This is a genomic window from Sediminimonas sp. (assembly GCF_024637375.1).
Taxonomy (GTDB): Bacteria; Pseudomonadota; Alphaproteobacteria; order Rhodobacterales; family Rhodobacteraceae; genus Sediminimonas.
This window is the reverse complement of record NZ_JAGXFK010000018.1, coordinates 1-23579: the sequence shown is the minus strand read 5'-3', so window position 1 is coordinate 23579 and position 23579 is coordinate 1. Positions and strand designations below refer to the sequence as shown.

Sequence of the window (23579 nt, the reverse complement as noted above, 5' to 3'; positions counted from 1 at the left end):
ATGCGAATCGTCATATGTAACGCGAAACGCAGGATCGCCGGCCGGGCCTTGGCGCGGCCGCAGCAGGAGCCCACCGATGACCGACACTTCTGCCACGCAGGCGCCACGCAACCGGCTTGAGAACTTCCCCGTTACCTTCTTCGCCACGGTGATGGGGGTGGGCGGGTTTTCGCTGGCGCTGCATGCGGCGGAACATGCCTATGGGACAGGCGGCGCCGCATCGGGCGCTGTTTTCGCGCTCGCTGCGGCGATGTTTGTTGTCATAGCGGTCATTTACGCGCTCAAGGCGCTGCGCCATCCACAAGCTGTTGCGGGCGAATGGCATCACCCGGTGCGGCTTTCGTTTTTCCCGGCGATCTCGATCTCTCTGCTGTTGCTCGCCACATGCGCGCTTCCGGGCAACGAGGGGGCCGCGCACGCCCTTTGGCTTGTCGGCATGGCCTTGCAGGGCGTGTTGACCATCGCGGTGGTCACCGGCTGGATCGGGGCACGGTCGTTCCTTGCCGGGCATCTGAGCCCGGCGTGGTTCATCCCCGCCGTCGGCAACGTGATCGTGCCAATTGCCGGCGTGCCGCTGGGATATATCGAGTTGAGCTGGTATTTCATGTCAGTGGGGCTGATCTTCTGGATCGTCCTCATGACGCTGGTCGTCAACCGCCTGATCTTTCACGACCCGCTGCCGGGGCGCTTGCAGCCGACGCTGGTGATCCTGATCGCGCCGCCGGCGGTGGCCTTCGTGGCCTGGATGCGGCTGGTCGGCGATGTGGATGCCTTCGCGCGGTTGCTGCTGAACGGGGCCTATTTCTTTACCCTGATCGTCGCCATACAACTGCCGCGCATGGTGAAGTTGCCGTTCGCCATGTCGTTCTGGGCGCTGTCGTTTCCCTTCGCGGCGGTGACGATCGCCAGTTTCGTCTATGCCGGCGCGGTCGGATCAACCACGCACCGGATCATCGGAACCGGCCTGCTGGCGGTTCTGGTCGTCGTGATCGCGGTACTCGTCGTTCAAACCCTGCGCGCGATGCGCGCCGGCGAGGTCTGCGTTCCCGAGTAAGCCCCGACGCGCCGCGGGTCAGGCCGGGCGCAGGCCCAGCATCTCGCGCGCCTGGGCCGGGGTCGCCACGGGGCGTTCGTGCTTGTCGCACAGCTCGACCACCCGCTCGACAAGCACCGCGTTGGAGGGCGCCAGCGTGTCGCGGTCGAGGCGGATGTTGTCTTCCAGCCCGGTGCGCGCGTGCCCGCCCGTGGCGACGGACCATTCGTTGACCACGATCTGCCCCGGCCCGATGCCGGCCGCGCACCATTCGGTGCCCGGCGCGAGCCGCTCGACCGTTTCGATGTAGAAATCGAAGGTCGGGCGATCGACGGGCATGGCGTTTTTCACCCCCATCACGAACTGTATGTAGAGCTTTCCGGGAAGCGCGCCCGCGTCGTGCAGGCGCACGGCCTGGTGGATGTGGCTGAGGTCGAACGCCTCGATCTCGGGTGTCACGTCGTATTTGCGCATCTCGGAGGTCAGCCACGCCACCAGGTCGGGCGGGTTCTCGTAGACGCGGGTGGGAAAGTTGTTCGATCCCACCGACAACGAGGCCATGTCGGGACGCAAGGGCAGCATACCGCCACGCGCCTGGCCCGCGCCCGAGCGCCCGCCGGTGGAAAACTGTATCACCATACCGGGGCAGTGTTTCTCCAGCCCCGATTTCAGGCGCGCGAATCTCTCCGGGTCCGACGATGGCGTGCCGTCGTCGTTGCGCACATGGGCGTGGCAGATGCTGGCGCCAGCCTCGAACGCGGCATGGGTGCTTTCGATCTGCTCATCGACGGTGACGGGTACGGCGGGGTTGTCCGCCTTGGTGGGGACCGATCCGGTGATGGCCACGCAAATGATGCAAGGCTTGCTCATGGGTGGGGGGCTTTCGTGTTCAGTGTTTCATTGACACTGCCACATTCCCCGCGCCCCCGGCAAGCCGGCGGTCGTCCCTCGTCGGCTGCCGGATCAGCCCAGCAAACGGCGGGCAATCACCTGCGCCTGGATTTCCGCGGCGCCCTCGAAGATGTTGAGGATGCGCGCGTCGCACAGGATGCGGCTGATGGTGTATTCCAGCGCGAAACCATTGCCCCCGTGGATTTGCAAGCCGTTGTCGGCCGCCGCCCAGGCCACCCGCGCGCCCAGCAGCTTGGCCATGCCTGCCTCCAGGTCGCAGCGGCGGTCATGGTCTTTCTCGTAGGCGGCGAAATAGGTCAGTTGCCGTGCCACCATGATTTCGACCGCCATCATCGCCAGTTTGTCCGACACCCGGGGGAACGCGATCAGCGGCTTGCCGAACTGCTTGCGGTCTTGCGCGTATTGCATCGCCACGTCCAGCGCCGCCTGCGCCACGCCGACGGCGCGCGCCGCGGTCTGGATGCGGGCCGATTCAAACGTCTGCATGAGCTGTTTGAAGCCCTTGCCCTCTTCGCCGCCCAGCAGGTTTTCGCCTTTGACGTGGAAATTGTCGAAGCCCAGTTCGTATTCCTTCATGCCGCGATAGCCCAGCACCTCGATCTCGCCGCCGGTGATGCCGTCGTCGGGGAACGGCGCGTCGTCGGTGCCCGGTGTCTTTTCGGCCAGGAACATCGACAGGCCGCGATGATCGGTGCTGTCGGGGTCGGTGCGCGCCAACAGCGTCATGACGTGCGTGCGCGCGGCGTGGGTGATCCAGGTCTTGTTGCCGGTCACGCGGTAGTCGTCGCCGTCCTTGACGGCGCGGGTGCGCAAGCTGCCCAGGTCCGAGCCGGTGTTGGGTTCGGTGAACACCGCTGTCGGCAGTACCTCGCCACTGGCGATGCCGGGCAGCCATTTGGCCTTTTGCGCGTCGGTGCCCCCGCACAGGATCAGTTCGGCGGCGATTTCCGAGCGCGTGCCGAGGCTGCCCACCCCGATATAGCCGCGCGACAGTTCCTCGGACACCACGGCCATGCTGGCCTTGCTGAGCCCGAGGCCGCCGAATTTTTCGGGGATGGTCAGGCCGAACACGCCCATTTCGGCCAACTCGGCGATGACATCCATCGGGATAAGCTCGTCCTTGAGGTGCCAGTGGTGGGCGTTCGGCTCGATCCGGTCGACGGCGTAGCGGCGGAACTGCTCGCGGATCATCTCCAACTCGTCATCCAGCCCGGTCGCGCCCACGGTGATTTCGGCGCTGCGTTCCTGCATCAACTCCACAAGGCGGGTGCGCGCGGCTTGCGTGTTGCCGGCGCCGCGCAGCGTGCGCACGGCATCTGTCTGGAAGGCGGCGAGAGTGTCCCAGTCGAGCCCGACATCGTGCATGCGGACACGCTCGCCCTGGCTCATCGGGATACCGCCGGCGATCTGGTCGAGGTACTCGCCAAGCGCGATCTGGTGGATCAGTTGTTCCACATCGCCGAACCTGCCGGCCGCTTGCAGGGCCTCGGCCCATTTCTGCATCTGGCGCAACGATTCGACGTAAGTCGCCAGCCAGGCCAACCCGTGCGCGGCGGTCTGGTGCGTTTCGATCAGTCGACCCGCGACCCGGCCATCCTCGCTCACCATCTCGCGCACCCGGGCCGTTGCCTTTTCCAGCACCGTCTCGGCGGCGCCGATCGCCCCCTCGCCAAGTGCCAGAAGATCGGTCAGCAGGGGGGATGATGTCATCGTGATGTCCTGTCCGTCATGAGCCATGGATCGATTCCTTTCGCTAGGGCCTGTCCTAGCTACTTTGCAGTTGCAGCGCAATTAATATGCCAAATATCATGCCCACGCGATGTATAGTTGCGCACGGAGATTTCTCCGTGCAGCGGAGTCGGGGCCGCGCTATGACCCTTCCATGATGAGCGCCTTCCCGATGCTGTCCGCTGAGGCACTTGCGGTTTCCTGTCTGGTTGTCCTGATGGCCGGGGTGGTCAAGGGCATGGTGGGTTTTGCGATGCCGATGATCATGATTTCCCTGCTCGGGGGCGTGATCGGCCCCGAACTGGCCCTTGCCGGGCTGATCCTGCCGACGCTGCTTAGCAACGGCCTGCAGGCGCTCAGGCAGGGCCCGCGCGCGGCGTGGCAGTCGCTCAGGCGGTTCCGCCGGTTCCTGCTGTCCGGGCTGGTGTTGCTGGTGCTCAGCGCCCAGATGGTGCGCGTGTTGCCCGGCAACGTGCTGCTGCTGCTGATCGGCGTGCCGGTGGTGGCATTCACCAGCATGCAACTGGCCGGCTGGCAACCGCGTCTGCCGGTGCGCGGCCATGCCTGGGTCGAGGCGACGCTGGGTGCCTTCGCGGGTTTTGTCGGCGGCATGTCGGGCATTTGGGGGCCGCCCACGATCCTGTACCTGACCGCGCTCGACACCCCCAAGACCGAACAGATCAGGGTGCAGGGGGTGATCTACGGGCTGGGGGCGCTGGCGCTGTTCTGGGCGCATGTCGCGTCGGGCGTGCTGCGTGCCGAGACGCTGCCCTTTTCGATCGCCATGGTCGCGCCGGCGCTGGCCGGGATGTGGGTCGGGTTCCGCATCCAGGACCGAATCAACCAGCAGGCGTTCCGCACGGCCACCCTGCTGGTGCTGTTCGTCGCGGGGTTGAACCTGATCCGGCGCGCGCTGATGGCCTAGGCATCGCAGCCCGGAGCGGTTCAGGCGCTGTGCGTCGCCGCAACTTCGCTGATGAAGCTGCGGATATGGTTGCGCAGCTTGGTATCCTTGATGCGGGTCAGCATCGCCGCGACCTTGGCTGCTTCGTCATCCATCCGGGGTGCCTTGTCAGGGCCCGTTCCTTCAAGCCCGTCGAAGAAATAGGCAGGCGGCACGTTCAGGATGCGGGCCAGTTCGAACAGCTTGCTGGCCGAGATGCGGTTGCGCCCCAGTTCGTATTTCTGCACCTGCTGGAACGAGATGTTCAGCCCGTCGGCAACATCTGTCTGCGTCATGCCGCGCAGGATACGGATCTGTTTCAACTTCTTTCCGACGTGAACATCAACTGGATGAGACATGTTACTTCCCTGAGAAATCTCCGATTACATCCTGAAGATGTCTATTGGACGCTGCAAATCAACTTGTTATCAATACACCAAATAGTGTTATAGATGTTCCCAATATGGATGATGAGTGTACCATCAACCGCCATCGCAACACGAGTCCGGCCATGGCCGGCTGGAATCGGCGACGCGACCCGTGCCGCGAAACCGGAAAGGCGGGCCCGTGACCGACAAGCGCCAAATGCACGCGATCCTGCACGAAATGCTGCGCTCGTTCACCACGCTGGCGCGCACGCTCAACCTGTCGCGGGCGGTGCGCGACCTGGGCAGCACCCGGCAGACCGTGCGCCGCCACATCGCGCAACTGGAACAGGCCCGCGGCGAGCGGCTGTTCGTGATGCGGGACCGCCAGTACCACCTGACCGATGCCGGGTGCGCGGCGTTGCAGGATGCCGAGGATATCCTGACCGGCGGCAATGCCTGGCTGGCCAACCAGTCGCGGCGGGTGGACGGGCTGACGCATATCGCGATCGAGGAGTCCGATGACTGGTGCTTTTTCCTGCAACAGCAGCCCATCAGCAAGGTCTGGACGCAGCGCGCGCCTTTGCTGCGTCAGGGGGTGCAGGCCTGGGCCGGGGCGGGCGGGGCGCTCGATCATCCGGCGCTGCACGATCTGCGCCCCTACCTGATGGTGTTTCGCAAGCTGGAACGCGAATGGATCTGCGTGGAGGTCGGAAAGGCATCGTCCTATGCCACATGGTACGGTCGCAGGTGGGAGCGCAGCGCCGTCGGCCGGGGCCTGCCCGGCCTGCCGGGCGGCCCGGGTCTGGCGCGGCTTCTGGGGCAGCACTTCGAAGAGGTGGCCACGCATCACGGGCTGCGATACGATCACATCCACACCCAGATGGCGCGCGGCGAGGAGGGTGTTTTCGAAGCGATCAATTACCGGCGCCTGTTGATGGGCGGACGTTTCCCCGACGACAGCTTTGCGTTGATCTCGCTGGTCGAGCGGACCTTTGACGTCGAGATCGAGGGGCTGCCCGAGGCGCGCCGGCTGTCCATGCCCGCGGATCAGGCGATGGACGGCTCCACCGGTCACATGAAATAGGGATAGAACATCGACACGCTGGTTGGTCATCCTGTGGTTGTTCGCAACACGGGAGAGACGGCATGACCATCCAAGACGTTTTCGACGGGGCGCAGCTTTTGTGCGAAAGCATCGCGACCCTGCGCCGCAACCAGTTGTTCCTGACGATGGGGGACGATTTTGCCGAGTACGCGGCGCTCGTGGCCCAGCATCGGCCCGATCAGCCGCTCGGGCCGCCCTTTGATCCGGCAAAGAAATTGTTGCCGCGTTCCAAGGGGATGTGGGTTGTCGGGCACAATGCAGCGGGGCAGGTCGTGCACACCCAGGCGATGCGCCTGCTGGACCTGGACGACCAAACGCTGGCGCAGTACCTGCAGGCCCGGTTCCACGATTTTCCGCCGGCCGGGCTGGACATCGACTACGACGGATCATGGTTTCGCCCGGGCCCGGCAGCACACCGGATAAGCGGGCGCGTCTGCTATCACGGCGAGATGTGGTTGAACGATGATTCGGGGGTCTACCGCGGCCGCGGGATTATCGATGTGCTGGCGCGCGTCGCGTTCCTGACCGGGTTGCTGCACTGGCAACCCGACTACGTGGTGGGGTTCATGCTGCGCCCGGTGGCACGGCGTGGCCTGGCCGAGCGCGAGGGATACATGCACACCGACCCCTATTGCCTGAGCTGGAAGGTGCATGGCCGCAACGAACCGCTCGATTGCAACATGGTCTGGATGGCCGGCGACGATATTCGCCACGTCATGCACGTGCCGCTGGACGAGGTCGCGGCATGACCGGCCGCAAGTGAAAGCGCCCCGACCGGTTTGATCGGGGCGCGCGCGCATGGTGTGGGTCCGTCGATACGGGGTCAGCCGATGGCCGCGGCTTTCACGTCGTCGTCGATATAGGGCAGGTATTGCGCGAAATTGTCGGCGAACATCTTCACCAGCATGGCCGCTTGCGCATCGTAGGCATCGGTGTCGGGCCAGGTGCGGCGCGGGTCCAGCAGAACCTCGGCCACGTCGGGAACGGCAACCGGCACGTCAAAGCCGAAATTGTCGTCCTTGCGGAACTCGACATCGTTCAGGCTGCCGTCCAGCGCCGCGGTCAGCAGCGCGCGGGTTGCCTTGATCGGCATGCGCGAACCGGTGCCATAGGCGCCACCCGTCCAGCCGGTGTTGACCAGCCAGCAGGTCGCGCCGTGCCTGGCGATCTTCTCGCGCAGCAGGTTGCCATAGACCTCGGGACGCCGCGGCATGAAGGGCGCGCCGAAACAGGTCGAGAAAGTCGGCTGCGGTTCGGTGACGCCGCGTTCGGTGCCGGCCACCTTGGCGGTAAAGCCCGACAGGAAGTGATACATCGCCTGCGCCGGCGTCAGCCGCGCGATAGGAGGCAGCACGCCGAAGGCGTCGCAGGTCAGCATGATGACATTCTTGGGGTGGCCACCAAGCGAGGTTTCGGACGCGTTCGAGATATAATGCAACGGGTAGGCGCAGCGCATGTTGGCGGTCAGCGTGTCGTCGTCGAAATCCAGTTCCCTGGTGTAGGGGTCGAACACCATGTTCTCGATCACCGTGCCGAATTTCGACGTGGTGGCGTAGATCTCGGGTTCGGCGTCGGGGTCGAGGCCGATGGTCTTGGCATAGCAGCCGCCCTCGAAGTTGAAGGTGCCGCGATCGGACCAGCCGTGTTCGTCGTCGCCGATCAGAACCCGCCCGGGATCGGCCGACAGCGTCGTCTTGCCGGTGCCGCTGAGGCCGAAGAACACCGCCGCATCGACCGGGTTGTCGATGGCATGGTTGGCCGAGCAGTGCATCGGCATCACGCCTTTTTCCGGCAGCAGGTAGTTGAGCAGCGTGAAAACCGATTTCTTGTTCTCGCCCGCGTATCCGGTGTTGGCGATCAGGATCAGCTTGCGGTCGAAATTGAGCGCGATCACGGTGTCTGACCGGCAATCGTGGCGCTGCGGGTCGGCCTTGAAGCTCGGGCAGTTGACGATCGTGAAATCGGCAAGGTAGCCGTCCAGCGCCTCGGGCGTGGGCCGGCGCAACAGGTGCCGGTTGAACAGCGCGTGCCAGGCCAGTTCCGTCACCATGCGCACGTTGATGGCCATGGTAGGGTCGGCGCCGCCGACCAGGTCTTCGACGTAATAGTCGCGGCCCTTCATGTGTTCGAGCATGTCGGCATAGAGCGCATCGAACCCTTCGGGCGACATGGTGGCGTTGTTTTCCCACCAGATGCTGTCTGCGACCGAGGCGGTCTTGACCACGTGCTTGTCCTTGGGCGAGCGGCCGGTGAACTTTCCGGTCTCGACCATCAACGCACCGCCTTTGCCGAGGGTGCCTTCGCCGTTCTTCAGCGCGGCCTCGACAAGCGCGGGTTCCAAAAGGTTGTAATAGACATTTCCCAGCCCCGTGATCCCCTGTTCTTCAAGCCGGAATTGCGGGTTCACCCGTCCGAATGTCATGTGCAAGCTCCTTCAGCCGCATGAACTGCGGCGATCCTTGAGAAACGAATGCGCGAGAAATCGGGCCCGCGCCAGACCGGGCCACGGTGGCCCGTCGCGGGCCTCATAGCATGTGCATCCAGCGAAAGAACAGGGCGCTCCCAAGGCGTTAGCGCAACCAACGCGAGGTTAGCGCAAACGCGGCGGGATTCCTCGGATCGTGACCTTATGTGTGCGACTTGTCAGGATGCGTTTAACGCCTGGCTCATGCGGACCGTGTTCGAATGGGCGCGGTCGGCGGGCGATTCGCAGATAACGATTGATTGTAAAGCCCGAAAAGGGGATTATTGCGCACAAAAAACGGCAGGAACAGCAGTACAAGGAAATCAACCATGTCGAAGATCGCCCTGGTGGACGACGACAGGAATATCCTGACGTCGGTATCCATGACCCTCGAGGCCGAGGGCTTCGAGGTCGAAACCTACACCGATGGACAGTCGGCCCTCGACGCCTTCAACAAGAAGCTTCCGGACATGGCCGTGCTGGACATCAAGATGCCCCGCATGGACGGGATGGACCTGTTGCAGCGCCTGCGCCAGAAGACGCAGATGCCAGTCATCTTCCTCACTTCCAAGGATGACGAGGTCGACGAGGTGCTCGGCCTGCGCATGGGGGCAGACGATTACGTCAAGAAACCGTTCTCGCAGCGTCTGCTCGTCGAACGCATCCGCGCGCTGTTGCGCCGGCAGGAAGCGATTTCAGGTGATATCGTCGGCGATACCGAGGAAACCAAGGTGATGGAGCGCGGCGAGCTTCGCATGGACCCGCTCCGCCATGCCGTGACGTGGAAGGGCAAGGACGTCTCGTTGACCGTGACCGAATTCCTGCTATTGCAGGCGCTGGCCAAACGGCCCGGTTTTGTCAAGAGCCGCGACCAGCTGATGGACGTCGCCTATGACGATCAGGTCTATGTCGACGACCGGACCATCGACAGCCACATCAAGCGGCTTAGGAAAAAGATGCGCAATGTAGATGGCAACTTTTCCGCGATTGAGACACTTTATGGCATCGGCTACAGGTACAACGAAGAGTGATGGCGCTCGCGGAAGGGGTAGCGGTGAATGATCAGACGCCAAGGCGCGACGGCGATGTCGTTCTGGGCGATGATTTCATCGCACCGGCCCCTTCCGGCGACCGCGACACGGCCGGACGCGCGAATTCCAGCGGGCGGTTTTCGTTCCGGCATTCGCCGCTGACCCGCAAGATCATTATCTTCAACCTGGTGGCGCTCAACATCCTTGTCGCAGGGGTTCTGTTTCTGAATTCCTCGCGCGAGTCGCTCGCGATGCACCGGGGCAATGCCCTGGTCGGACAGGCCGAGTTGATTGCCGACGTGTTCGAGGCGCAGCTTCCTGCCGGGGCGCCCGTCAGCCTGGCAACCGGTGACGGAGTGGATGTCGCGACAACGCTGGGCGGGCTTGACCTGCGCGAGGGGCTGGAAGTGCTGGTCTTCGACACCTCGGCCAGGATCGTCGAGCGGGGCGTGGGGCGCAAGCCCGACAACGCCGGCCAGCGTGATGAGAGGACCGTCATCATTGATTTCCTGTCGTCGCTGTGGACGGCGATCGAGTGGTTGTTGCCGGGGGCGCCGCCGGACGCTGCCTCGCCCCCCAGCGTCGAGGCGCAGGCCGCCAAATTGTTGCCCGACGTCCTGGCGGGGCGCACCGCGCTGGAGACGGCGCGCGACGCTTCGGGCGGGACGGTGATTGCCACCGCGACCCCGATCATGCAGGGCGACAGGGCAGTGGGCGCGGTGGCCCTGATCAGCCCGGCGGGTGAAATCGACCGAATCGTGAGGGCCGAACGCGAGCGCATCCTGCAGATGTTTCTGGTCGCGACGCTGGTGTCGATCGGGCTCAGCATCGTTCTGGCCTCGACCATCGCGACACCGATTTCCGATCTGGCCAATGCCGCCGAGCAGGGCCACCGGCGCAACCGCAGCGGCTCGCGATCGCGCCGCATCCGCATCCCCGATCTCAGCGCCCGTCCGGACGAGATCGGTCGCCTCTCGGCGGCCCTGCGGGGCATGGTCACGGCCCTCTACGACCGTATCGACAGCAACGAACAATTTGCCGCCGACGTGGCGCACGAAATCAAGAACCCGCTGGCCTCGTTGCGCTCGGCGGTCGGCACCATGCGGGTGGCGAAGCGGCCCGACCAGGTCGAGAAGATGCTCGACGTGGTCGAACACGATGTGCGTCGCCTCGACCGGCTGGTTTCCGACATATCCAACGCCTCGCGCCTCGACAGCGAACTGGTCAAGGAAGAGCAAGAGCCGTTCGACCTGCTCAGGATGCTCGACAACCTCGGCCAGTACCTGGGCGAAGAGGCGCGCGGCAAGGGAATTGATTTCATCACCGACCTGCCCGATGGCGAAATCAGGATGCATGGGCTTGAGGCACGACTCGCGCAGGTCTTCGTCAACCTGATCACCAACGCGATCAGCTTCTGCGAAGAGGGCGACGCGATCCGCCTGTGGGCGCGCCGACGCGACGACCGCGTTCTCGTGGTGGTCGAAGATACCGGCCCGGGTATCCCCGAAGAGGCGCTGTCAAAGGTTTTCAAGCGGTTTTACTCGCAGCGCCCCGAGGGGGAGTTCGGCAACAATTCGGGCCTCGGGTTGGCGATTTCAAAGCAGATCGTCGAGGCCCATGGCGGTGCCATATGGGCTGAGAATATCCGCCCGACCGACGCCGACATAACGTCCGACCCGCTGGGGGCGCGGTTCGTTGTCGGCCTGCCGGTCTGACGTGACCGCGGGGGCTGCGCATGACGGTGGCGACGCGGTGGTGCTGCATGCCACCAGCGTCAGCGTGGCAGGTGCCGGCGTGCTGATCATGGGGCGCGCGGGCGCGGGAAAGTCGGCGCTGGCGTTGCGAATGCTGGCGCTGGGCGCCGGGCTCGTCGCGGATGACCGCACCAGTGTGACCCGGCGTGGCGAGGCACTGATCGCCGAGGCGCCGGCGGCGATCCGGGGACGGATCGAGGCACGTTTCTTGGGCATCCTGGAGGTGCCCTGCGCGGCGCCGGCGCCGCTGCGGTTGATCGTGGATCTCGACCGCGAGGAAACCGAGCGTCTGCCGCCCCCGCGCCGCCGCACCGTTCTGGGCTGTTCGCTGCCGGTTCTTCACAATTCCATGACCGATCATTTTCCCGCCGCCCTGATGCTATACCTCGAGGCACAAAGAAGGGAATGAAAGATCATGTCGCAGGCGCCCCTGGAAAACCCCGATGTCGAGGCACAGCGCATCGTGTTTGTCACCGGCCCGTCGGGCGCCGGGCGCACCACTGCGATCCGCGTTTTCGAGGATCTGGGCTTCGAGGCGATAGACAACCTGCCGCTGTCGCTGCTGCCACGGCTGATTTCGGGGCCGATCCCCGATCGCCCGCTGGTGCTGGGGCTGGACGTGCGCAACCGGGATTTCTCGGTCGATGGGGTGCTGGACGCGCTTGCCCAGCTTGAGAAGACGCACGGTTTCAAGCCGGAATTGATCTACCTGGATTGCCGGCACGACGTGTTGTTGCGTCGGTTCTCGGAAACGCGGCGGCGGCACCCGCTGGCCCCGGACGAAAGCCCCGGCGTGGGCATCGAGCGCGAGGCGCGGCTGCTGGGGCCGATCCGGTCGCGTGCCGACGTGCTGATCGACACCTCAGACATGACCCCGCATGACCTGCGCGAGGAAATCGATCACCACTTCATGCCCGACGGCGCGGGGCGGCTGGCGATCACGGTGGCGTCGTTTTCCTACAAGCGCGGGCTGCCGCGGGGGCTCGACATGGTCCTTGACTGCCGCTTCCTGCGGAACCCGCATTGGCAGGAAGACCTGCGCGCGCTTGACGGACGCGCGTCCGAGGTGGCCGATTACGTCGCCGCCGACCCCCGTTTCGCCGAGTTCCACGCCAAGGTTCTGGACCTTCTCGAAACCCTGCTGCCGGCTTACGCCGAGGAGGGCAAGGCGCATTTCACCGTCGGGCTGGGGTGTACGGGCGGGCGTCACCGCTCGGTTGCGAGTGCAGAAAAACTGGCCGCGGCCCTTGTAGAACGCGGCTGGCGGGTGTCAATAAGACACCGCGAACTCGACTGATCCCGGCGAGGCCCGCGACACTGCAGAAGGAAGCCTGCGTGATAGGAATCGTGATCGTTGCACATGGACGCCTCGCGCGTGAGTATCTCGCGGCGATTGAGCATGTGATCGGCCCGCAAAGCGGCATTCGTGCCGTCGCGATCGAGGCCGACCACAACCGTGCGCAGAAACAGGCCGAGATTTGCGAAGCCGCCGATCAGGTCGATCAGGGCGATGGCGTCGTGGTGGTTACCGACATGTTCGGCGGGTCGCCGTCGAACCTGTCGCTGCTGGCCTGCAGGCCCGAAGGGCGGCGCGTGCTTTACGGCGCCAACCTGCCGATGCTGATCAAGTTGGCAAAAAGTCGCCACATGGCTGTCGGCACCGCAGTGCGGGCAGCGATGGAGGCGGGCCGCAAGTATATTGACACCCAGACGATCAGCAAGGACCAGGGGTAGCCATGTCCGACACGATTCATCGGAGCCTCGAAATCATCAATGAAAAGGGGCTGCACGCCCGCGCGGCGGCCAAGCTGGTCGAAGTGGTGGAAGGGTTCGATGCGACGGCCGAGGTCTCTCGCGATGGGCAATATGCTTCGGGCGACAGCATCATGGGCCTTTTGATGTTGGCAGCATCGCGCGGGACGAGTATCGAGATTGCCACATCCGGACCGGATGCCGAGGCGCTGGCCGATGCCCTCGCGGCGCTGGTGGCGGATCAGTTCGGCGAAGACATGTAAGGCGCGCGGGCGTCGGGAAGGTGGAAGCGTATCGTGAAGGAACCGGCTCACAACGACAAGCCCGGCCAGGCGTCGGATGCGCCGGGGGTGACCTTCACGAAATACGACCGACGTAGTCTGACCTACGCCAACAGTTTCGACAGCGCCGCCAAGCGCACAGCCATCAAGACGATGGAGTGGATGACGGGCAAGATCACCATCCTGCGCCGTATCCGCGAGTTCGAACGGCGCGGCGTCCCAACCGGGCAGGCCTTCTGGCCCGCCACGATGGAGGTGATGGGGATCGACCTTCTGACACCACAAGAGCAGCTCGACCGTATCCCGGCCGAGGGGCCGGTGGTGTTGGTGGCCAACCATCCCCACGGCCTGGTTGACGGCATGATCCTGGCCGACCTGATCAGCCGGGTGCGCAACGACTATCGCATCCTGACGCGCTCGCTGCTGACCGGCATCGACGAAAGCGCGGCGGGTTACATGATTCCCGTTCCGTTCCCGCACGAGCCCGACGCCCAGAAGAGGATGATCGAGATGCGCAAGCAGGCGATGGATCACCTCGCGCAGGGCGGGCTCGTTGCGCTTTTCCCGTCTGGTGTCGTGGCCACGTCGAAGACGATGTTCGGCCCCGTGGTCGAGGCGGACTGGAACGTCTTCACCGCCAAGATGATCCGGCGGTCGGGCGCGGCGGTGTCGATGTGCCATTTCCCGGGATCGAATTCGCGCTGGTACCAGATCGCCAACCGGATATCGCCGACCTTGCGCCAGGGGCTGCTGCTGCACGAGGTGGTGCACGCCTTCGACAAACCGCAGGCGCCCGTCATCGGGCACCCGATTTCGCCCGAGGAAGCGCAGGCGCGCAGCGCCGAGCCGCGCGCCTTCGCGGCCTGGTTGCGCGAGCAGACGCTGTCGCTGCGTGACTGAAGGGCACGCCCAGCAGGTCGAATTCGACGAGTTGACCCTTTGGGTTTTCTTCACGGGTCAATCCATCGAGGTATTTCAACGCCTTGCCACGACCCGCTTGCCCGGGCTTGGGTTTCGGTTGCCTCGGCGATCTATCAACGCGACGGCACCGGCGTCTCGCCGCGGTAGTCGTAGAATCCGCGCTCGGTCTTGCGCCCAAGCCATCCGGCCTCGACATATTTGGTCAGCAGGGGGCAGGGGCGGTACTTGGTGTCGGCCAATCCGTCATGCAGGACGTTCATGATCGCAAGGCAGGTATCCAGCCCGATGAAATCGGCCAGTTCCAACGGCCCCATCGGGTGGTTGGCGCCCAGCTTCATCGCCTGGTCGATCGAGCGGACGTTGCCCACTCCTTCGTAGAGGGTATAGACCGCTTCGTTGATCATCGGCATCAGGATGCGGTTGACGATGAAGGCGGGGAAATCCTCGGCGCTGGCGGCCGTCTTGCCCAGCCTTTCGACCACGCCGAGGCAGGTGTCGTAGGTTTCCTGGTCGGTGGCGATGCCGCGGATCAGTTCGACCAGTTGCATCACCGGAACCGGGTTCATGAAATGGAACCCCATGAACCGTTCGGGGCGGTCGGTGCGGCTGGCCAGCCGGGTGATCGAGATCGACGAGGTGTTCGAGGTCAGGATCGTGTGCGGTTGCAGGTGCGGTTGCAGATCCTCGAAAATGGCCTGCTTGACTGTCTCGCGCTCGGTCGCGGCCTCGATGATCAGGTCGCAAATGCCCAGATCCGTCAGCGTCAGCGTGGTACCGATCCGGGCCATGGCCGCATCCTTTTCGGCCTGACTGATCTTTTCGCGGCTCACCTGCCGGGTCAGGTTGCGGTCGATCAGCGCCACGGCCTCGTTCAGCGCATCCTGGCTGATGTCGGTCAGCAAAACCTCGTACCCGGCCAGTGCCATCACATGGGCGATCCCGTTGCCCATCTGGCCGGCACCGATCACGCCGATCCTTTCGATCTCCATCACGCCACTCCCTTCGCCATTGCACGCGCAGCATAGGCCCGCGGCGGGTTCTGCCGCAAGGCCGCAGGGTCGCTAAAAACCGCGATAAATGCGGGCTTTAGCGATTTGGCAAGATGTCCGCGCGACTCTGGTCGCGGGTGAGAAAATCAATTGGTGGGGGTTTGCATGACCTATGCGGACGCGTCCGGCGGGGCGCTGGACTATATGCCGTGGCGCTACGGCGCGTCGAAGCTCATGTTCCGGGGGCCGGCGCGGCGCCTGGAGGGGCGCTATGTGCTGTTCCTGGGCGGCACCGAGACCTATGGCAAGTTCGTTGCCGAGCCGTTCCCGGTCATGGCCGAGCGGCTTGGCGGGATGCGGTGCATCAATTTCGGCTGGCCGAATGCCGGGGTGGATGCCTTCGCGCAGGATGACGACATCATGTATGCCGCCTCCGGCGCGCGGGCTGTTGTTGTGCAGGTGACCGGAGCGCAGAACGTGACCAACCCGTTTTACCGCGTTCATCCGCGGCGCAACGACCGCTTCGTCGCGGCCAACGCGCCGCTCTTGAGGCTGTTTCCCGAGATCGATTTCACCGAATTCCATTTCACCCGGCACATGCTGGGCCGGCTGTGGCGGGTGTCGCCGCGGCGATATGCGCAGGTGCGTGCCGCGGCACGTCGCTGCTGGGTGCGGCGGATGCGTATGGTTCTGGGTAGAATTGGGAGTAAAACCATACTGTTATGGGTTTCCGAACGGCCAATATCGCAGCGACTCAAGGAAGGTTGCGAGGGCGATCTGATCAGCGACCCGGTCTTCGTCACCGGGCCGATGATGGCCAAGCTGAGCCCCCATGCCGCGCGCGTCGTCGAGGTGGTGCTGAGCCGAAGGGCGCGCGCGCAAGGCACGAAAGGCATGATTTTCAACGAGATGGAAGCTCCGGCCGCGGCCGGGGTGCCCGGTCCGCTGGCACACCGCGAAGTGGCCGAGGCGCTGTTGCGGCCCTTGGCACGCGTGGCACAAGGGCGGCCATAACGCCGTGGAGAAAACGCAAAGGGGCCCGCCGACGGGCGGACCCCTTCTCGCAGGATGTACGGTTCGTACTGGCGCGGCGTACGATGTGCGCCCGAGCGTCCCCGCCTGTCAGAGCTTTTCGACCAGCTCGGGCACGGCCTCGAACAGGTCGGCAACCAGGCCGTAATCGGCGACCTGGAAAATCGGCGCTTCCTCGTCCTTGTTGATGGCGACGATGATCTTGGAGTCCTTCATGCCGGCCAGGTGCTGGATCGCGCCCGAGATGCCGATAGCGACATAAAGGTCGGGCGCGACGACCTTGCCGGTCTGCCCCACTTGCCAGTCATTGGGGGCAAAGCCCGAATCGACCGCGGCGCGCGAGGCGCCGACGGCCGCGCCCAGCTTGTCGGCCAGTTTCTCGATAAGGGCGAAGTCTTCCTGGCTGCCGACGCCACGACCGCCCGACACGACCACGCCGGCCGAGGTCAGCTCGGGGCGATCGGATTCGGCGACCTTGTCCTCGACCCATTCGCTGAGGCCCGGATCGGCGGCGGCATCGATATTCTCGACCGGGGCGGCATCCTGTTCGCCGGCGGCGTCGAAGGTAGAGGTGCGGATCGAAATCACCTTCCTGGCGTCCTTAGACTTGACCGTCTGCACCGCGTTGCCGGCATAGATCGGGCGCTCGAAAGTGTGGGCATCCACCACGCCCGAGACATCGGTCAGCACCATCACGTCCAGCAGCGCGGCGATGCGCGGCAGGATGTTCTTGGCGTCCGTGGTCGCCGGCGCGACGATGTGGTCGTAATCACCAGCCAGCGACACGACGAGGTCGGCCACGGGTTCGGCAAGGCGATGGCCATAAAGATCGTGCTCGGCGCACAGCACCTTCGCGACGCCGTCGATCTTGGCGGCCTCTTCGGCCGCGGCCGAACAGGTGGCGCCGGCGGCAAGGATCGTCACCTCGCCCAGGTCTTTCACGGCGGTCACGGCCTTCGCGGTGGCGTCGCGCGCCAGTTCGCCGTCGTTCACTTCGGCAAGCAGAAGAACAGCCATCACACGACCCCCTTTTCCTTGAGTTTGGCCACCAGCGTATCAACATCCGGCACGATCTCGCCCGCCTGGCGGGTCTCGGGCTCGGACGTCTTGACCACTTCGAGCCGCGGGCTGACGTCGACGCCGTAATCCTCGGCGGTCTTTTCATCCAGCGGCTTTTTCTTGGCCTTCATGATGTTGGGCAGCGAGGCATAGCGCGGCTCGTTGAGGCGCAAATCGGCGGTGACGACCGCGGGCATTTTCACCTTGATCGTCTGCAGGCCGCCATCGACCTCGCGGGTGACGACCGCATGATCGCCGTCGATGTCGATGTTGTTGGCATACATTGCCTGGCTCCAACCCATGAGCGCCGCCAGCATCTGGCCGGTGGCGTTCATGTCGTTGTCGATGGCCTGCTTGCCGGCGATAACAAGGCCGGGCTGTTCCTCGTCGATCACGCCCTTGAGGATCTTGGCCACCGCCAGCGGTTCGATGTCGGTATGCACGTTGTCGGCGGCCACCACCAGGATGGCGCGGTCGGCGCCCATGGCAAGAGCGGTGCGCAGGGTTTCCTGCGCCTGCTTGACGCCGATCGAGACGGCGATGACCTCGTCGGCCTTGCCGGCCTCTTTCAGGCGGATCGCCTCTTCGACGGCGATCTCGTCGAACGGGTTCATCGACATTTTCACGTTGGCGAGATCGACACCGCTGCCGTCCGACTTGACACGGACCTTCACGTTGTAGTCGATCACGCGTTTGACGGGCACAAGCACCTTCATATGCGTGGTCTCCTTTACAGTTTGGCGGGCGCCTCGTGAGGCTTACCGCGCTCCTCTCGCGCGTTGATACAGACTTGGCAAGCGGTGAAACAGGGGAAAATCGTCACGTTAGCGCCAACCAACGTCGCGTTACGGGTCGCGGTCAGGAATTCTTGCCAATCGGTGCGGCGCATGTGCCGCCTCGCGGGCCGCGGTGGCGGTCTTCGACCTGGCGCTGACACGGTGGCGCTGCGCGTTTTAATTCCGCGCCTTCGGGGGCTTGCCTGGGGCGGCCTAGCGGTTGGCGCCAGGCGTCCACAGCACGTCGGCGCGGCCCTCGTCGTTGGCCATGCGCGCGGCGACGAAGAACCAGTCCGACAGGCGGTTGAGGTATTTCACCGCGTCGGGGTTTACCGGCTCGGCCGTGGCCAGGTCGGTGCACAGCCGTTCGGCCCGGCGCGCCACGGTGCGGCACAGGTGCAGATGCGCGGCCAGCGCCGTGCCCCCGGGCAGGACGAAGCTGCGCAGCGGTTCCAGCGCCGCGTTCATCGCGTCGATTTCGGATTCCAGCCGCGTCGCCTGCGAGGCGGCGACGCGCAGCGGCGGATACTCGGCTTCGGCGTCGCGATCCATGTCGGGGGTGCACAGGTCGGCGCCCAGATCGAACAGGTCGTTCTGGATGCGCGCCAGCGCGGCGTCGGTGTCGCCATCGGCGTGCAGCCGGGCCATCCCCAGCGTGGCGTTCAACTCGTCCACCGTGCCGTAGGCGGTGACGCGCGGCGCGTGCTTGGGCACCCGTGTGCCGTTACCGAGCGCGGTTTCGCCCTTGTCGCCGCCGCGCGTGTATATCTTGTTGAGAACGACCATGTCAGTTTCCACCCCTGAGCCATACGAAAGCCAATATGAGCAACACGGCGATGAACTGCGCGATGATGCGCCAGCGCATCAGCCGGTTGGCGTTTTTGCGATTGAAGTCGCCGCCTTTGGCGAAGCCACCGATACCGACCATCAGGATGACCACCACCACCAGGCAGGCGGCGGCAACCACGTAGAATAGCGGATCGTCCTTCATCGTCAGGTTCCTCGCGTCATGCTTTTGGTCCCGATGTAGTGGTTACGGCGCAAAAAGCGAACCGGAAATTTGCCGAAAGTCCAAGGTCTGTCGGGCGATGCGGGATGACAACCTGCGCCGACGTCGTGGCGGTTCAGCCCCTGGCCAGCAGCCAATCCAGCGTGCGCACCGGCAGTACGCGGCGGAGCGTGCCCATCACGTAGGTCGGTGTGGTGACATAGTAGCGCGCCCTGGGCCGCGGGGTGTCGAGCGCACGGATCAGCTTGGCGGTGACCGCGGCGGGCGGCAGTTCGAACCGGTCGGGGCCGCCGTCGCGGTAGAGCCGCTTGAGAAGGGTCGCACGGTACTGATCGGCACGGGCCGATCCCTGCCAATCGACCCAGCGTTCGAAATGCGTGACGGCATTGACCCGGAACCGGGTGCTGATCGGCCCCGGCTCGATCAGCACCACGCGCACGGGGGTGTCGCGCATCTCGACGCGCAGCGTGTCGGTCAGCCCCTCCAGCGCGAACTTGGTGGCGTTGTAGGCGCCGCGCCACGGTGCCGCCACCAGGCCCAGGACCGACGAGCAGTTCACTACATGCCCGTGGCCCTGCGCGCGCATCACCGGCAATACCTTGACGGTCAGATCGTGCCAGCCGAACAGGTTGGTCTCGAATATCTCGCGCAGCGCATCGCGGGGCAGATCCTCGACCGCGCCGGGGCAGGCGAAGGCGCCGTTGTTGAACAGCGCGTCCAGTGTGCCGCCGGTGGCCTCCAGCACCTGCGCCAGTGCTGCGTCGATGCTGTCCGGGTCGGCGTAGTCGAGGCGCATCGCCTCGAACCCCTGCGCACGCAAGGCGCTCGCGTCCGCCTCCTGCCGGCATGAGGCGAAGACGCGCCAGCCGCGCGCCTTCAGTGTGGTGGCGGCGTCGAGGCCGATGCCCGAGGAACAGCCGGTGATCAGGATGGATTTGCGCGTCATCGGCGCGACCATGCCCCGACATGCGGCCGGGCGCAACGCCGCCGCGGCTATTTTGGCGTCGCCCTGAATACCCGCCCCCGCGATGAGCGCTTTACGCACCTTTACGCACCGACCGCACGTCGCTAAACCCGGCCCCATGAATGACACGCCCGATGATGCCCCGGCCCCGCTGCCAGACCTGACCGAGCCGCTGCGCCGTGCCATCGGCGAGCGTTACCTCAGCTACGCGATGTCCACCATCATGGGCCGCGCGCTGCCCGATGCGCGCGACGGGCTGAAGCCCGTGCACCGGCGCATCCTTTACGCCATGCGCGAACTCAAGCTCGCCTCGTCGGGGGGCTTTCGCAAGTCGGCCAAGATATCGGGCGACGTGATGGGCAACTATCACCCGCACGGCGACGCCGCGATCTATGATGCGATGGCGCGGCTGGCACAGGATTTCAACGTGCGCTACCCGCTGGTCGACGGGCAGGGCAATTTCGGCAACGTCGACGGCGACAACCCCGCCGCCCCGCGCTATACTGAGGCCCGCATGACCGCCGCCGCCGAGGCGCTGCTGGAAGGGCTGGGCGAGGACGCGGTCGACTTTCGCGACAATTACGACGGTACCCTGCGCGAGCCCGTGGTGCTGCCGGCGCGGTTTCCCAACCTGCTGGCCAACGGGTCGAGCGGAATCGCGGTGGGCATGGCCACCAACATCCCGCCGCACAACATAGGGGAGTTGATCGGCGCCTGCCTGCACCTGATCAAGTCGCCGAACGCGCGCGACGAAACGCTGCTCGACCACATCCCCGGCCCCGATTTCCCCACCGGCGGGGTCATCGTCGAGCCGCGCGAGGCGATCGCCGAGGCATACCGGACGGGCCGCGGCGCGATCCGCCTGCGCGCCCGCTGGGAAGTCGAGGATCTGTCCCGCGGCCAATGGCAGATCGTCGTGACCGAGATCCCCTACCAGGTGCCCAAGTCGCGCCTGATCGAGAAACTGGCCGAACTGATCCAGACGAAAAAGGTGCCGATCCTTGCCGACGTGCGCGACGAATCGGCCGACGACATCCGCATCGTGCTGGAGCCGCGCTCGCGCAACGTGGAAGCGCAGGTGCTGATGGGGATGCTGTTCCGGCAATCCGATCTCGAAGTTCGTTTCGGCCTCAACATGAATGTGCTGATCGACGGGCTGACGCCGAAGGTGTGCAGCCTGCGCGAGCTGCTGCGCGCCTTCCTCGACCACCGCCGCGAGGTGCTGCTCAGGCGCACGCGCTACCGGCTGGGCCGCATCGATCACCGGCTCGAGGTGCTCGAAGGGCTGATCGTGGCGTTTCTCAACCTCGACCGGGTGATCGACATCATCCGCTACGACGACGACCCGAAAGCCGCCCTGATGGCCGAGCAGTGGGGCCGCGGCCGTGCCCGCGCCGCGTCCGAGGCGGATTACGTCTCGCCGCTGCCCGCCGACGGCGAGGGGGAGCTGTCGGAATTGCAGGCCGAGTCGATCCTCAACATGCGCCTGCGCTCGTTGCGCCGGCTTGAAGAGATCGAACTCAACCGCGAGCGCGACGCGCTGATCGAGGAGCGCGCCGGTCTCGAAGACCTGATGGCCGACGAGGCCCGCCAGTGGGCGCACATTGCCGACGAGCTGCGTGCAATCCGCAAGCAGTTCGGCCGCGACGCGCCCGGCGGCGCCCGCCGCACCACCTTCGGCGATGCCGGGGCAGCGCCCGAGACGCCGATCGAGGCGATGATCGAACGCGAGCCCATCACCGTGGTCTGCTCGCAGATGGGCTGGATCAGGGCGCTCGCGGGGCATGTGCCCCTCGACAAGCCGCTCAAGTTCAAGGACGGCGACGGCCCGCGCTTCATGTTCCACGCCCAGACCACCGACCGCCTGCTGCTGTTCGGCTCCAACGGGCGCGCCTACACCTTGCCGGTTGTCAACCTGCCCGGCGGGCGCGGCATGGGCGACCCGGTGCGCCTGATGGTCGATCTGCCGAACGAGGCCGACATCGTCACTCTGCTGGTGCACGCGCCGGGGCGCACGCTGCTGGTGGCCTCCAGCGCTGGCGACGGCTTCCTGGTTCCCGAGGACGAGGTGCTGGCCCAGACCCGCGGCGGCAAGCAGGTACTCAACCTGCGCGGCGATGCGCGGGCGCTGCTGTGCAAGCCGGTCGCGGGCGACCATGTCGCCTGCGTGGGCGAGAACCGCAAGGTGATCGTCTTCGCGCTTGACGAATTGCCGCGCATGGCGCGTGGCAAGGGCGTGCGGATGCAGAAATACCGCGATGGCGGGCTCAGTGACGCCACCACATTCACCTTGGCCGACGGCTTGTCGTGGAAAGACCCCGCCGGGCGTACGCGCACCGAAACCGACCTGGCCGAATGGCTGGGAAAACGCGCCGGGGCGGGGCGCATGGCACCGCGCGGTTTCCCGCGCGACAACCGCTTTACCTGACGCCGCGTCCCTTATCTAGCTTCAAGCACTTCCGCCGGAGGCACAGCTCGCCCCGGCGTGATTGCGTGGACCGCAGGGCTGCGCTATGCAGGTCGCGCAACTGCCAAGAGCCGGAGTCCCGGATGCCGCGTTTCATCACCGCCCTGCTGATCATGGCGGGCCTCGCTGCCTGCACCAACGCCAACGACCTGGACCGCGCGCCGGTGGATATGGGCGATTTCCGGCTGGGCCACAACATCGTGGTGGCCCCCAAGATGCAGAAGGGCCCGCTGTCGCGCGAGGCCAGCAAAGAGGAATGGGCCGAGGCGCTGACCGACGCCATCGCCGAGCGGTTCGACCGCTACGAGGGCGACCGGCTCTACCATTTCGGTGTCAGCGTCGAGGGTTACGTGCTGGCGCAACCGGGCGTACCGGTGGTGCTGTCGCCCAAGTCGGTGCTGATCATCCGGCTAACGGTCTGGGACGACGCGGCGGAGAAAAAGCTCAACGCAGAACCCAAGCAGATCACCATCATGGAGACCCTGTCGGGCGACACGATGGTCGGCTCGGGCCTGACCCAGACCAAGCAGGAGCAGATGCGCAATCTCAGCCGCAATGCCGCCAAGCAGATCCAGACCTATCTGGTGCGCATGATGAACGCCGAGGGCTGGTTCGTGCCCGAAGAGGCAGCCGCGCCGGGTGACGAGACAGGCGCGCAGCCCGCGCAGGACGCCGAAGAAACCCCCGACGAGGGGGACGGAGATACCGCCGCATCCGCGCCACCCGCTGACGCGGACTGACCTGCGCCAATCGGCGCACGTGGCGCTTGATTTTCCCTGCCCGACGAAATAAACGGCGCGCGAACCTGAAACGGGCCCGTGTCGGCCCCCAAATCGCGAGGCGCCTCTGACATGGCTAAGGAAAAGTTTGACCGTTCGAAACCGCACGTGAACATTGGCACGGTTGGTCACGTTGACCACGGCAAGACGACGCTGACGGCGGCGATCACCAAGTATTTCGGCGATTTTCAGGCGTATGACAAGATCGACGG

The 23579-nt window shown here is 65.2% G+C and carries 25 protein-coding genes; 15 read left to right on the top strand and 10 right to left on the bottom strand.

Annotated features, from left to right (window positions below; translation table 11 throughout):
• Positions 1–76 precede the first annotated feature (76 nt).
• A complete protein-coding gene (locus Q0L89_RS02035; protein ID WP_296762134.1) occupies positions 77–1054 on the top strand; it encodes an SLAC1 anion channel family protein in 978 nt (325 codons plus the stop codon).
• A gap of 18 nt (positions 1055–1072) precedes the next feature.
• Here Q0L89_RS02035 and Q0L89_RS02030 read toward each other — a convergent pair whose 3' ends face one another.
• Together Q0L89_RS02030 and Q0L89_RS02025 are read right to left on the bottom strand one after the other, a co-directional pair.
• Positions 1073–1903 carry a 3-keto-5-aminohexanoate cleavage protein gene (locus tag Q0L89_RS02030; RefSeq protein WP_296762133.1) on the bottom strand — a complete coding sequence of 277 codons (831 nt, stop codon included), beginning with the start codon at positions 1901–1903 and terminating at the stop codon, positions 1073–1075.
• Positions 1904–1996: 93 nt separating this feature from the next.
• Positions 1997–3682: an acyl-CoA dehydrogenase family protein gene (locus tag Q0L89_RS02025; protein ID WP_296762132.1), complete on the bottom strand. Its 1686-nt coding sequence runs from the start codon at positions 3680–3682 to the stop codon at positions 1997–1999.
• A gap of 145 nt (positions 3683–3827) precedes the next feature.
• On the opposite strand from Q0L89_RS02025, the gene Q0L89_RS02020 reads away from it, so the two are divergent.
• Positions 3828–4598: a sulfite exporter TauE/SafE family protein gene (locus tag Q0L89_RS02020; protein WP_296762131.1), complete on the top strand. Its 771-nt coding sequence runs from the start codon at positions 3828–3830 to the stop codon at positions 4596–4598.
• A gap of 20 nt (positions 4599–4618) precedes the next feature.
• Here Q0L89_RS02020 and Q0L89_RS02015 read toward each other — a convergent pair whose 3' ends face one another.
• Positions 4619–4939 (bottom strand): helix-turn-helix transcriptional regulator, encoded by a 321-nt coding sequence (locus tag Q0L89_RS02015; protein ID WP_296762129.1) that lies wholly within the window; start codon positions 4937–4939, stop codon positions 4619–4621.
• Positions 4940–5183: 244 nt separating this feature from the next.
• Between Q0L89_RS02015 and Q0L89_RS02010 the strand changes: the two genes are divergently transcribed.
• The gene (locus Q0L89_RS02010) at positions 5184–6068 is read left to right on the top strand and encodes a LysR family transcriptional regulator (RefSeq protein WP_296762128.1); all 885 of its coding nucleotides are present in this window, start codon (positions 5184–5186) and stop codon (positions 6066–6068) included.
• Between the two features lie 62 nt (positions 6069–6130).
• Positions 6131–6838 carry a hypothetical protein gene (locus Q0L89_RS02005; protein ID WP_296762126.1) on the top strand — a complete coding sequence of 236 codons (708 nt, stop codon included), beginning with the start codon at positions 6131–6133 and terminating at the stop codon, positions 6836–6838.
• A gap of 74 nt (positions 6839–6912) precedes the next feature.
• On the opposite strand, the gene Q0L89_RS02000 is transcribed toward Q0L89_RS02005, so the two are convergent.
• Positions 6913–8511, bottom strand: a complete 1599-nt coding sequence (locus tag Q0L89_RS02000; protein WP_296762124.1) for a phosphoenolpyruvate carboxykinase — start codon at positions 8509–8511, stop codon at positions 6913–6915.
• A gap of 371 nt (positions 8512–8882) precedes the next feature.
• Here Q0L89_RS02000 and Q0L89_RS01995 point away from each other — a divergent pair, with 371 nt between their 5' ends.
• The 7 genes from Q0L89_RS01995 to Q0L89_RS01965 all read left to right on the top strand — a co-directional run bounded on the left by Q0L89_RS01995 (position 8883) and on the right by Q0L89_RS01965 (position 14271).
• Complete coding sequence (locus tag Q0L89_RS01995; RefSeq protein ID WP_296762122.1) at positions 8883–9584, top strand: response regulator transcription factor; 702 nt, start codon at positions 8883–8885, stop codon at positions 9582–9584.
• Positions 9584–11299 carry a sensor histidine kinase gene (locus Q0L89_RS01990; protein WP_296762120.1) on the top strand — a complete coding sequence of 572 codons (1716 nt, stop codon included), beginning with the start codon at positions 9584–9586 and terminating at the stop codon, positions 11297–11299. The genes Q0L89_RS01995 and Q0L89_RS01990 overlap by 1 nt, the downstream gene beginning before the upstream one ends.
• A gap of 1 nt (position 11300) precedes the next feature.
• Positions 11301–11747 (top strand): HPr kinase/phosphorylase, encoded by a 447-nt coding sequence (locus Q0L89_RS01985; protein WP_296762119.1) that lies wholly within the window; start codon positions 11301–11303, stop codon positions 11745–11747.
• A 6-nt stretch (positions 11748–11753) separates the two neighbouring features.
• A complete protein-coding gene (rapZ, locus tag Q0L89_RS01980; RefSeq protein WP_296762118.1) occupies positions 11754–12635 on the top strand; it encodes an RNase adapter RapZ in 882 nt (293 codons plus the stop codon).
• A 38-nt stretch (positions 12636–12673) separates the two neighbouring features.
• Complete coding sequence (locus tag Q0L89_RS01975; protein WP_296762117.1) at positions 12674–13072, top strand: PTS fructose transporter subunit IIA; 399 nt, start codon at positions 12674–12676, stop codon at positions 13070–13072.
• A 2-nt stretch (positions 13073–13074) separates the two neighbouring features.
• Positions 13075–13353 carry an HPr family phosphocarrier protein gene (locus Q0L89_RS01970; protein ID WP_296762115.1) on the top strand — a complete coding sequence of 93 codons (279 nt, stop codon included), beginning with the start codon at positions 13075–13077 and terminating at the stop codon, positions 13351–13353.
• 87 nt (positions 13354–13440) lie between these two features.
• The gene (locus Q0L89_RS01965; RefSeq protein WP_296762255.1) at positions 13441–14271 is read left to right on the top strand and encodes a lysophospholipid acyltransferase family protein; all 831 of its coding nucleotides are present in this window, start codon (positions 13441–13443) and stop codon (positions 14269–14271) included.
• Positions 14272–14405: 134 nt separating this feature from the next.
• Here the strand turns inward: Q0L89_RS01965 and Q0L89_RS01960 are convergent, their stop codons facing one another.
• On the bottom strand, positions 14406–15281 hold the full coding sequence (locus Q0L89_RS01960; protein WP_296762113.1) for a 3-hydroxybutyryl-CoA dehydrogenase: 876 nt from the start codon (positions 15279–15281) through the stop codon (positions 14406–14408).
• Positions 15282–15446: 165 nt separating this feature from the next.
• On the opposite strand from Q0L89_RS01960, the gene Q0L89_RS01955 reads away from it, so the two are divergent.
• Positions 15447–16295 carry a DUF6473 family protein gene (locus tag Q0L89_RS01955; RefSeq protein WP_296762111.1) on the top strand — a complete coding sequence of 283 codons (849 nt, stop codon included), beginning with the start codon at positions 15447–15449 and terminating at the stop codon, positions 16293–16295.
• 108 nt (positions 16296–16403) lie between these two features.
• On the opposite strand, the gene Q0L89_RS01950 is transcribed toward Q0L89_RS01955, so the two are convergent.
• The 5 genes from Q0L89_RS01950 to Q0L89_RS01930 all read right to left on the bottom strand — a co-directional run bounded on the left by Q0L89_RS01950 (position 16404) and on the right by Q0L89_RS01930 (position 20103).
• The gene (locus Q0L89_RS01950; RefSeq protein WP_296762109.1) at positions 16404–17330 is read right to left on the bottom strand and encodes an FAD-binding protein; all 927 of its coding nucleotides are present in this window, start codon (positions 17328–17330) and stop codon (positions 16404–16406) included.
• On the bottom strand, positions 17330–18088 hold the full coding sequence (locus Q0L89_RS01945; RefSeq protein ID WP_296762107.1) for an electron transfer flavoprotein subunit beta/FixA family protein: 759 nt from the start codon (positions 18086–18088) through the stop codon (positions 17330–17332). The genes Q0L89_RS01950 and Q0L89_RS01945 overlap by 1 nt, the downstream gene beginning before the upstream one ends.
• Positions 18089–18361: 273 nt before the next feature.
• Positions 18362–18934 carry a cob(I)yrinic acid a,c-diamide adenosyltransferase gene (locus tag Q0L89_RS01940; RefSeq protein ID WP_296762106.1) on the bottom strand — a complete coding sequence of 191 codons (573 nt, stop codon included), beginning with the start codon at positions 18932–18934 and terminating at the stop codon, positions 18362–18364.
• Position 18935: 1 nt separating this feature from the next.
• Positions 18936–19139 carry a twin transmembrane helix small protein gene (locus tag Q0L89_RS01935; RefSeq protein WP_296762105.1) on the bottom strand — a complete coding sequence of 68 codons (204 nt, stop codon included), beginning with the start codon at positions 19137–19139 and terminating at the stop codon, positions 18936–18938.
• A gap of 133 nt (positions 19140–19272) precedes the next feature.
• A complete protein-coding gene (locus tag Q0L89_RS01930) occupies positions 19273–20103 on the bottom strand; it encodes an SDR family NAD(P)-dependent oxidoreductase (RefSeq protein WP_296762103.1) in 831 nt (276 codons plus the stop codon).
• A 136-nt stretch (positions 20104–20239) separates the two neighbouring features.
• Here Q0L89_RS01930 and Q0L89_RS01925 point away from each other — a divergent pair, with 136 nt between their 5' ends.
• The 3 genes from Q0L89_RS01925 to Q0L89_RS01915 form a co-directional block, all read left to right on the top strand.
• Positions 20240–22549 carry a DNA topoisomerase IV subunit A gene (locus tag Q0L89_RS01925; RefSeq protein ID WP_296762101.1) on the top strand — a complete coding sequence of 770 codons (2310 nt, stop codon included), beginning with the start codon at positions 20240–20242 and terminating at the stop codon, positions 22547–22549.
• 122 nt (positions 22550–22671) lie between these two features.
• Positions 22672–23328 (top strand): hypothetical protein, encoded by a 657-nt coding sequence (locus Q0L89_RS01920; RefSeq protein ID WP_296762099.1) that lies wholly within the window; start codon positions 22672–22674, stop codon positions 23326–23328.
• A 111-nt stretch (positions 23329–23439) separates the two neighbouring features.
• The coding region (locus tag Q0L89_RS01915) for a GTP-binding protein (RefSeq protein WP_296762253.1) at positions 23440–23579 on the top strand (140 nt) is incomplete at its 3' end.

Coding starts and splice junctions, on each gene's coding strand:
- Q0L89_RS02035 (WP_296762134.1), top strand. CDS start 77: ATGACCGACACTTCTGCCACGCAGGCGCCACGCAACCGGCTTGAGAAC.
- Q0L89_RS02030 (WP_296762133.1), bottom strand. CDS start 1,903: ATGAGCAAGCCTTGCATCATTTGCGTGGCCATCACCGGATCGGTCCCC.
- Q0L89_RS02025 (WP_296762132.1), bottom strand. CDS start 3,682: ATGGCTCATGACGGACAGGACATCACGATGACATCATCCCCCCTGCTG.
- Q0L89_RS02020 (WP_296762131.1), top strand. CDS start 3,828: ATGATGAGCGCCTTCCCGATGCTGTCCGCTGAGGCACTTGCGGTTTCC.
- Q0L89_RS02005 (WP_296762126.1), top strand. CDS start 6,131: ATGACCATCCAAGACGTTTTCGACGGGGCGCAGCTTTTGTGCGAAAGC.
- Q0L89_RS02000 (WP_296762124.1), bottom strand. CDS start 8,511: ATGACATTCGGACGGGTGAACCCGCAATTCCGGCTTGAAGAACAGGGG.
- Q0L89_RS01995 (WP_296762122.1), top strand. CDS start 8,883: ATGTCGAAGATCGCCCTGGTGGACGACGACAGGAATATCCTGACGTCG.
- Q0L89_RS01990 (WP_296762120.1), top strand. CDS start 9,584: ATGGCGCTCGCGGAAGGGGTAGCGGTGAATGATCAGACGCCAAGGCGC.
- rapZ (WP_296762118.1), top strand. CDS start 11,754: ATGTCGCAGGCGCCCCTGGAAAACCCCGATGTCGAGGCACAGCGCATC.
- Q0L89_RS01970 (WP_296762115.1), top strand. CDS start 13,075: ATGTCCGACACGATTCATCGGAGCCTCGAAATCATCAATGAAAAGGGG.
- Q0L89_RS01960 (WP_296762113.1), bottom strand. CDS start 15,281: ATGGAGATCGAAAGGATCGGCGTGATCGGTGCCGGCCAGATGGGCAAC.
- Q0L89_RS01955 (WP_296762111.1), top strand. CDS start 15,447: ATGACCTATGCGGACGCGTCCGGCGGGGCGCTGGACTATATGCCGTGG.
- Q0L89_RS01950 (WP_296762109.1), bottom strand. CDS start 17,330: ATGGCTGTTCTTCTGCTTGCCGAAGTGAACGACGGCGAACTGGCGCGC.
- Q0L89_RS01945 (WP_296762107.1), bottom strand. CDS start 18,088: ATGAAGGTGCTTGTGCCCGTCAAACGCGTGATCGACTACAACGTGAAG.
- Q0L89_RS01940 (WP_296762106.1), bottom strand. CDS start 18,934: ATGGTCGTTCTCAACAAGATATACACGCGCGGCGGCGACAAGGGCGAA.
- Q0L89_RS01935 (WP_296762105.1), bottom strand. CDS start 19,139: ATGAAGGACGATCCGCTATTCTACGTGGTTGCCGCCGCCTGCCTGGTG.
- Q0L89_RS01930 (WP_296762103.1), bottom strand. CDS start 20,103: ATGACGCGCAAATCCATCCTGATCACCGGCTGTTCCTCGGGCATCGGC.
- Q0L89_RS01925 (WP_296762101.1), top strand. CDS start 20,240: ATGAATGACACGCCCGATGATGCCCCGGCCCCGCTGCCAGACCTGACC.
- Q0L89_RS01920 (WP_296762099.1), top strand. CDS start 22,672: ATGCCGCGTTTCATCACCGCCCTGCTGATCATGGCGGGCCTCGCTGCC.